Origin of the sequence: Microbulbifer mangrovi (assembly GCF_002009015.1) — a bacterium.
Lineage (GTDB): Bacteria > Pseudomonadota > Gammaproteobacteria > Pseudomonadales > Cellvibrionaceae > Microbulbifer > Microbulbifer mangrovi.
This window is the reverse complement of the sequence record NZ_LZDE01000181.1, coordinates 1-5924: the sequence shown is the minus strand read 5'-3', so window position 1 is coordinate 5924 and position 5924 is coordinate 1. Positions and strand designations below refer to the sequence as shown.

Here is a 5924-nt window from a genome sequence, read left to right as displayed (position 1 = left end):
TGTACGCTGCGTCGGCAACATCCGTGTTGCCGACGCTTTCGAAAAGCTCCACCCAGCACCCGGCCTTCAATTCGAAGTTCTGTGCTTCGTATCTATATGCGATTAACCTGATTTCAAGCGTTCTTCCAGCTTATTCAGCCGCTCCGGCGTCCCCACGTCACACCAGCTGCCCTCATATACCTCCGCCTGCATCCGGTCTTCGTTGTGCGCAAAGACCTCGCCGAGACCGTAGCGCTCGCGGGCATGGGGATAGGCGGTGAGGATTTCCGGGCGTAGATAGCTGATGCCCGCATAGGTATAGCGCGGCTTGGTGGTACCGGAGAGGAGTCCGTCGTCGATTCCGAAGTCCCCCTCGGGGTTGTGCGGCGGATTGGGCACCATCAGCAGGCGACCGGGACAGCCCTCGGGCAGGGGGTTGCTGATCCACTGGGAGAGGTCGAAGTCACACCAGACATCGCCGTTGACCACCAGGAACGGGGCGTCACCCAATAGCGGCAGGGCTCTGGTGATGCCACCGGCGGTCTCCAGGGGCTCGTCTTCAGGTGAATACTGGATTTCGAGGCCCCAGCGCTCGCCGTTGCCCAGATGCTCGCGAACCTGCTCGCCGAGGTAGGCGAGGTTGATCACCACATGTTTGATACCGGCGGCGGCGAGACGCTCCAGGGAGTGCTCGATCAGCGGTTTGTCCAGTACCGGGATCATCGGTTTGGGCATGCGATCGGTCAGCGGGCGCATGCGCTTGCCGAACCCGGCGGCGAGCACCATGGCGGCGGGGACGTTTTCTTGTCTGGCTGTCATCTTCGCGCTTATTCGGGGAGTTCGGTTTCCACCGCCTGCCGTTCACCGGCGGTGCGGTAGTCGCGGTACCAGTCCTGCTTTTCGATCAATGGCAGGATTTCTTCGCGAAACCAGTTCGCGAATGGCTGTAATTCAGAGTATTTGTCGCAGACTTCAAGAGTGTAACGGATCACCAGCGGCAGATCCGGCAGGTAGCCGTGTTTACCGTCGCGCAGGTACAGACGCGGGAACAGCCCGAGGACTTTGAAGTGCCGCTGCAGGCCCATCCAGTCGAACCAGCGCAGGAAGGTTTCCGGCGCCACCGGCGGAATGACGCCGGCATCGATCGCCGATGAGGCGTAGGCCAGGGCCCAGTTCTCCACCTGATCCTGGGGCCAGCGGATGTAACAGTCCCGCAGCAGGGATGCCAGGTCGTAGGTGACCGGCCCCCACACAGCATCCTGGAAATCCACCACACCCGGGCGCTCGCCGTCACGGATCATCAGGTTGCGACTGTGGTAGTCGCGGTGCACCAGCACCTGCGGCTGGGCACTGGCGCTGTCCAGAAGGTGGGCAAAGGTACGCTCCAGCAGCTGATTCTCCGCATCACTCAGCTCCCGCTGCAGCAACTTGCCGATCAACCACTCCGGCAGCAAACGCATTTCCATGTGCAGGAGTTCGCGATTGTAGGGCGGGAACAGGCCTTCGGCGCGCGTGATCTGCTGCAGACCTAGCAGTTCGTTCATCACTTCCGCGTACAGGCCGGACACGCTGTCGGCATTGAGCTCGCGCAGTAACTGGGTGTCTCCCAGGTCCTCAAGCAGCATGTAGCCCTGCTCGATATCCGCGGCGATCACCAGCGGTGTATGGATACCGTTGCGACGCAGGTAGTCCGCCAGAGCGACAAAACGCTTCACATTGGTTTTTTCCGGCGGGGAATCCACCGCGATCAGTGCCGGGCTGGTATCGGTGCGGAAGTAGCGACGAAAACCCGCGTCGCCGGAGAGTGGCAACAGGTGCAGACTGCTCTCCAGCGGCGGTACTTGCAGTGTGTCGTGTCCCGATTGCAGGGCGCGCGCGGCCCACAGGCGCAATTGTTCACGGCGCTCATCCGGGGCCTGGGTTACACATTCATTCATCCGCCACCTGTATACATCTTTACTATTTTCGACAGGCGTTGGGCCCGCCCGGTGCTCCGGCCGCCTAAAAACTGCGCATTGTAACTGCGCTGGCGCGACGGATCACCCGCTATTGTTTCCATGGGTACGGCCATTCAAGTAGAATCGACCGCTGATTTTTGCGCACCAGCCCTGTCGGCATCGTCACATTTTGCGGACTTCACCGCAGATTCTGTCTCACTGGCTGGAGTTCCCTGCATATTCGGGAAGCGCAACCGCGCACTGATCGCGCAATCTCGCCAACGGAACAGACTCTAAAGATAGCTGGAACCATTCACTCGATGCTGGAAGCTTCCCGCTGGCGCCGCCTTGCGCTAGCCATTGGACAATTATCACGCCCGCGCTCCCTCGCTTTCGGCCTGCTCGCTGCCCAACCCCTGTGGTGTTCGGCAGCGGCAGTCGCAGAAGAGACCGCTTCGCCCCAGGCCACTCCGGAATCTGGCCACATACAGCTGGAAAATCCCTATCTGTATCTGGACTGGTTTCCCAAATCCCAGCTGGACCCAATGTCCCGCAGTACGCTGGCACCGATTTGTGGCGGCGCATTTATCGAACCGCAGCGCCTGTACCCCAATTCAGACCAACTACCGGAAGACGCCCCGCTGCGTGCTACCGCTGACAGCTCCAACTGGCTGGAGGACGGTACTGCCCAGCTGCGCGGCAATGTGCACATCACCCAGGGTTACCGCCAGCTGTTTGCCGACGAGGTGAACGTCAACCGCGCAGAGAGCACCGCCTACTTGAGCGGCGCCATCGAAATGCGCGAACCCAGCCTGCTGGTACGCGGCAAGGCCGCGGAAGTACACACCGACAGCAAGGCCGCGTCCATCGAAGACGCCACATATGTGGTCCACGATGAATTTGTGCACGGATCAGCCCGCTTTGCTTCCCGCGAAGCCAGCGGGGAGCTGATTCTGACCCATGGCAACTACACCCGCTGTGAACCGGACGACGTTTTCTGGCGAATGGTTGGCGGCGAAATCTCCATCGACAATGTGGAACGCCAGGGCACCGCGCGCAATGTGCGCCTGGAAATCGCCGATATCCCGGTGTTCTATTTCCCCTACCTGCGCTTTCCTGTGGGCGACGAGCGCATGTCCGGGCTGCTGTTTCCCAGCATCAGCAACAGCGAAGAAAACGGCTGGGATATCGCCATCCCCTACTACTGGAACATTGCCCCGCAGTTGGACGCAACCATCGTGCCGCGCTATGTACAGTACCGCGGTACCGGCCTGGAGCTGGAGACCCGCCACCTGAGCAGCAAGTTCAATACCGAATTGCGCATGGCCGGCCTGCCCAACGACAAGGGCGGCAACGATGAAGACGCCCGACGCCTGATCAACGAGGGCTTCCCGGAAGATCTGGTTTTGCCGGCCAAGGGTGAGGACCGCTGGTACCTGAACTTGAACCAGGCCGGCGGTGACGGTGGCCCGTGGCGCACCCGTATTGACTACACCAAGGTCAGTGACCCGGACTATTTCCGCGACCTGGACAACGCCAATGTACAGTCGCCCAAAAACGTCAGCTCGAACGCTCTTACCAGTCTGAGCCAAGCTGCAGAAGCCAGCCTGACCAGCGAACACTGGAACGCCAGTGTTCGCGCCCAGGAATACCAGCAGCTGGTCAAAGACCGCTACGACACTTTCAGTCAGTTGCCGCGGGTAAACGTGAACGGCAACTACAAGTGGGGCGACTGGCAGCTGCTGATGGACCACGAGATCACCAGCTTCGATCACGCGGACACCCAGACCATCCGTTTTATCGACGATGTCGACGACCCCGATAGCGTGATCGAGCGCACTCAAAACTTTATCAACGCGAAACGCACCCGCGTGGATTACAGCTTTGGCTGGGACAAGCAGTGGCTGTGGGGTTTCTTCAACCCGGAAATTACCGGGATCTACCTGGGCTATGAACTGGCGGATACTTTCCTCGCGGATCCCGCCATGGACACCCCGGAAACCTCCGCCGGCCAGGTCACCATCGACAGCGGTCTGTTCTTCGAGCGCAACGGCAACCTGTTCGAACGCGAGTACGTACAGACTCTGGAACCACGCCTGTTCCTGATGGCCAGTAGTGACGCAGACCAGACAGAGTTCCTGGATGTCAGCGATATCCGCGGCACCGACCCAAAGAGCAACAACCTGCTCTATGATACGTCGCTGTTCACCTTCAGCTATGACCAACTGTTCCGCAGCAGCCGCTTCAACGGCAACGACCGTATCGATGACGCCGACCGCGCCGCCCTCGGCCTGACCACCCGCTTTGTGGATCCGCGCAGCGGGCGTGATCTGTTCGCCGCCAGTGCAGGGCAGATCTTTTACTCCCAGTCCAGCCGCATTGAACTGGCAGAATTTATCGAAGATGTGCCGCGTTCGGAATTTGCCGCACGCCTGGAGAGCCGACCCACGGACTCCCTGCGTATCAGCAGTGAGGTGATCTACCACGACACCGACCACACCATCAATCGCGGCAACTTTACCCTGCGCTATCTGGACGACGATTTCCGCCTGTTTAACGTGGGCTACCGCTACCTGCGCAAGGAAGAGGTTTACGACGCCACCGATACTTTCCTGATCCGGGGCCCCGTGCGGCAGGCAGACGTTTCCACTGCCTGGCCTATCAACGACCGGCTTTCCATCCTTGCCCGGGCCAACTACGATTTCACCTTTGACAGGGAACTGGAGTACCTTGCCGGACTCGAATATGACACCTGCTGTTACCGCACGCGCGTGCTGTGGCGGCGCGAGCTGGATAACGACCTGGCGGATGTGGTGCCTCCGGAAGAGCTGAAATACGACGAAGGCATCTATATTGAATTGCAATTGAAGGGGCTGGCCGGCCTCGGTGGCTCGGTTACCCGGATGCTCAGCCAGGGCATTGCCAACTTTGAACAGAGAGAAGTACTGAAACAGTGATGACAATAATGCAGATGTTCACCTCCTCCCGCCGCGGACTGCTGACCCTGGCAGCCCTGTGTGCCCTCGCCCTCCCCGCAGTCGCGCAGGTGCAGAAACTCGACCGGGTTGTGGCCGTGGTGGATGACGATGTCGTCATGGCCAGCGAACTGCAGCAGCGCCTGAATACCATCGCCCAGCAGATCGCCGCCCAGAACGTACAGGCGCCGCCGATCGACGTGCTGCGCCGCCAGGTACTGGAACAGCTGATTGTGGAGCGCCTGCAGCTGCAGATGGGCTCCCGCGCCGGCGTCACCATTTCCGAGGAAGAACTGGACCAGGCGATCGCCCGGGTACAACAGAATATGGGCGCATCGCCGGAAGAGTTTCAGCGCAAACTGGAAGCCGACGGCATCTCCAATAACGCCTTCCGCCAGCAGATCCGCCAGGAACTGATCATCCGCCGGGTCGAGCAGGGCAGCGTGAGCCGCCGCATCCAGATCACCGATCAGGACATCAACAACTTCCTGCGCTCCAAAGAGGGCGAGTTCTGGAAATCCCCGCAATACCAGCTGGGACATATCCTGATAGCGGTCAACTCCAGCGCGCCCGCGGAAGAAGTGGCCCAAGCCCGCGCCAAGGCCGAATCCATCTATGAGAAATCCAACGCCGGAGAAGACTTCCGCGCACTGGCCATCTCCAACTCCGCAGGCCAGAACGCTCTGCAGGGCGGTGACCTGGGCTGGCGTAAAACCGTAGAACTGCCCACCCTGTTTGCCGATGCACTGGAAGGCCTGGGCGTGGGTGACACTACCAAGCCATTCCGCAGCGACGCTGGCTTCCACCTGCTCAAGATCCACGAGCAGCGCGGCGCCACCGAGCAGGTGGTGGAGCAGACCAAAGTGCGTCATATCCTGGTCAAGACGTCTGCCATCCGCGATGACGATGCCGCCTACAAACTGCTGATGGACCTGCGGGAAAAAATTGCCGCCGGCGACCTGAAGTTTGAAGACGCCGCCAAGGACAACTCCGAGGACATCGGTACCATGCTGCAGGGCGGTGACCTGGGCTG

At 60.4% G+C, this 5924-nt stretch carries 4 protein-coding genes; 2 read left to right on the top strand and 2 right to left on the bottom strand.

The genetic code is table 11. The annotated features are described in order from the left end of the window. Positions 1-102 precede the first annotated feature (102 nt). Entirely contained in the window at positions 103-798 is a 696-nt protein-coding gene (gene murU, locus B4U49_RS01560; RefSeq protein WP_078082830.1) for an N-acetylmuramate alpha-1-phosphate uridylyltransferase MurU, read from the bottom strand. 8 nt (positions 799-806) lie between these two features. Then, positions 807-1916: an aminoglycoside phosphotransferase family protein gene (locus B4U49_RS01555; RefSeq protein WP_078082829.1), complete on the bottom strand. Its 1110-nt coding sequence runs from the start codon at positions 1914-1916 to the stop codon at positions 807-809. A 320-nt stretch (positions 1917-2236) separates the two neighbouring features. On the opposite strand from B4U49_RS01555, the gene B4U49_RS01550 reads away from it, so the two are divergent. Next, the gene (locus B4U49_RS01550) at positions 2237-4873 is read left to right on the top strand and encodes an LPS-assembly protein LptD (protein WP_078082828.1); all 2637 of its coding nucleotides are present in this window, start codon (positions 2237-2239) and stop codon (positions 4871-4873) included. Further along, positions 4873-5924, top strand: a 1052-nt coding sequence (locus B4U49_RS01545) for a peptidylprolyl isomerase (protein WP_078082831.1), incomplete at its 3' end; no start/stop codon positions are given. The genes B4U49_RS01550 and B4U49_RS01545, both read left to right, overlap by 1 nt.

Coding starts and splice junctions, on each gene's coding strand:
- murU (WP_078082830.1), bottom strand. CDS start 798: ATGACAGCCAGACAAGAAAACGTCCCCGCCGCCATGGTGCTCGCCGCC.
- B4U49_RS01555 (WP_078082829.1), bottom strand. CDS start 1,916: ATGAATGAATGTGTAACCCAGGCCCCGGATGAGCGCCGTGAACAATTG.
- B4U49_RS01550 (WP_078082828.1), top strand. CDS start 2,237: ATGCTGGAAGCTTCCCGCTGGCGCCGCCTTGCGCTAGCCATTGGACAA.